This is a genomic window from Micromonospora sp. DT44 (assembly GCF_049841635.1).
GTDB lineage: Bacteria > Actinomycetota > Actinomycetes > Mycobacteriales > Micromonosporaceae > Micromonospora.
The window spans coordinates 1885-3987 of record NZ_JBNCKS010000119.1 but is presented as its reverse complement, the minus strand read 5'-3'; the positions used below and the strand labels follow the sequence as shown (position 1 = coordinate 3987).

General features: G+C 73.5%; 3 protein-coding genes and 1 pseudogene. All 4 read right to left on the bottom strand.

Annotated features, from left to right (window positions below):
* Positions 1 to 76: 76 nt before the first annotated feature.
* On the bottom strand, positions 77 to 700 hold the full coding sequence (locus ACLQ25_RS32425) for a hypothetical protein (RefSeq protein ID WP_425734540.1): 624 nt from the start codon (positions 698 to 700) through the stop codon (positions 77 to 79).
* Between the two features lie 25 nt (positions 701 to 725).
* Positions 726 to 1295: a DNA-3-methyladenine glycosylase I gene (locus ACLQ25_RS32420; RefSeq protein ID WP_425734539.1), complete on the bottom strand. Its 570-nt coding sequence runs from the start codon at positions 1293 to 1295 to the stop codon at positions 726 to 728.
* A gap of 56 nt (positions 1296 to 1351) precedes the next feature.
* Positions 1352 to 1849, bottom strand: coding sequence for an SRPBCC family protein (locus ACLQ25_RS32415; RefSeq protein ID WP_425734538.1), 498 nt, complete (start codon positions 1847 to 1849; stop codon positions 1352 to 1354).
* A pseudogene (locus tag ACLQ25_RS32410) lies at positions 1846 to 2103 on the bottom strand (hypothetical protein); the annotation flags it as partial. The pseudogene ACLQ25_RS32410 and the gene ACLQ25_RS32415, both read right to left, overlap by 4 nt.

Below are 2103 nucleotides of genomic sequence, written 5' to 3'. Positions count from 1 at the left end.
AAAACCAAAGAGTGACACGAAGAAAACGAAGACTTCGAATAGCCCTAGGCCACGCCGCACAGGTTAAAAATCAAGCTCAGTCGTCCTCTTCCGGGTCCTGGTTGGCCTCCGCGCCGAGCACGAACGCCTGCATGGCCAGCTCGTCGCCGGACGGTGCGACGAAGGCGGGCAGCTCACGCGGCCCCAACTCCTGCACGTAGGACCAGAACAGGCGTACCGCCTCGGCGGGCGTGCCGGCCTCGATCGGCAGGTCCAGGCTGACCAGCCAGGTACGCCGCGCCGGGGGCGGGCCGAGCTGGTCGGCCAGCGCCCGGAAGGTCGCCGGATCCAGTGCGGTGACCGGCCCGTCGAGGGTCAGCAGGTCGGCCGGCACCGGCTCGTCGAAGGCCCGCCGGGTGTACGCCACCACGAGCGTCTCCGGCTCGACCGGGGACTGCGGGTCGTCCGGGTCCTCACGGTGCCGTTGCGTCGGCGCGGCAACCCGGCCCAGGGCCACCAGGCGCGGCGGCGCGTCGGCCAGCACCGCCACCCGGTCGCCGGGGCCCGGCCGCCCCGCGTCGGTCAGGCCGGTCAGCTTCAGCGAATCGTGGTGCACGAGCCGCTCGGCCTCGTACCGCTCGGCGGGCAGCAGCACGGCCCAGGTGCCCGGCCCGTCGGCGTGGCCGGACCCGTCGGCCCGGTACGCGGTCTCGGTCGTCATGCCTGCCATCCCATCACGCCGGCGGTCAGCGGGTGACGTGACAGCCGACGATGTGATCGTCGACCATCCCGGTGGCCTGCATGAGGGCGTACGCCGTGGTGGGGCCGACGAACCGGAAGCCGCGCTTCTTGAGTGCCTTGGCCATCGCCGTCGACTCGGCGGTGATCGGCGCCAGCTCGGCGAACGAGGCGGGACGGGCCGGCCGGCGCTCCGGCGCGAACGACCAGAGCAGCGCGGACAGCCCGTCGGGTAGTTCGAGCGCGGCGCGGGCGTTGGCGATCGCCGCCTCGATCTTGGCCCGGTTGCGGACGATGCCGGCGTCGGCGAGCAGCCGGGTCACGTCCGTGTCGTCGTAGCCGGCGACGGTGGGGATGTGGAACTCGTCGAAGGCCAGCCGGAACGCCGGACGCTTGCGCAGGATGGTCAGCCACGACAGGCCGGACTGGAACGCCTCCAGGGTCATCCGCTCGTAGAGCGCGTCGTCGCCGTGCAGCGGCCGACCCCACTCGGTGTCGTGGTAGACGGCATAGTCGGGGGTGCTCGACCCCCAGGCGCAGCGGGCCAGCCCGTCGGCGCCGATCACCAGGTCACTCACGTCGCACACGCTAGGCCATCGCACCGACAGCCCTGCTCAACCGGTCGACAACACCGTCAGGGCAGGCGGCCCTGCTCGACCAGCCGCCCGAACCTCTTGAGTGCCTGGGTGAGGCCCAGCTTGGAACCGGGCCAGAGCACCGGCCACGCGAGCCGGCCGGCCGCGCCGCCGGGCAGGTGGAACCACTCGTGCCAGACGACCTGGGTACGGGCCTGCCCGAGTTCGGTGCAGCGCAGGACACCCGGGCCGCGCAGCACCTGGCCGTGGTGCACCACGCCGATCTCGTACGGCTCGTCCACCCGGACCACCAGCATCTCGTCGCGCAGCGTCGCCCGGCCGAGCGCGGTCACCGCCTCGATCCGGCTGCCCTCGCGCCCGTCGCCCTCGACGACCCGGACCCGGGTGAACGGGATCCAGTCGGACTGCCGTTCCCAGGCGAGCAGCGCGGCGAAGACGCGGGTTGCCGGAGCGTTGACGATGACCGTGGCGGTCACCTCACCGGCGCCCGGTTGGGCCGCCTCCCGGAGAGCATCGGCGCCCTCCGGGCCGGTCACGCCGACTCCGACCGGACCACCGCGCCCTGCTGTCCGGCGCCCCGGGCGGCCCCGGGCGGGGCGTCGTCGGCGGGCGTGCGGACGCTCGCCTCGTCGGTGGCCGGGGCGACACCGTCGGCGTCCGCGACCGAAGAGGTGGCCGGGGCGACACCGTCGGCGTCCGCGACCGAAGAGGTGGCCGGGGCGACACCGTCGGCGTCCGCGACCGAAGAGGTGGCCGGGGCGACACCGTCGGCGTCCGCGACCGAAGAGGT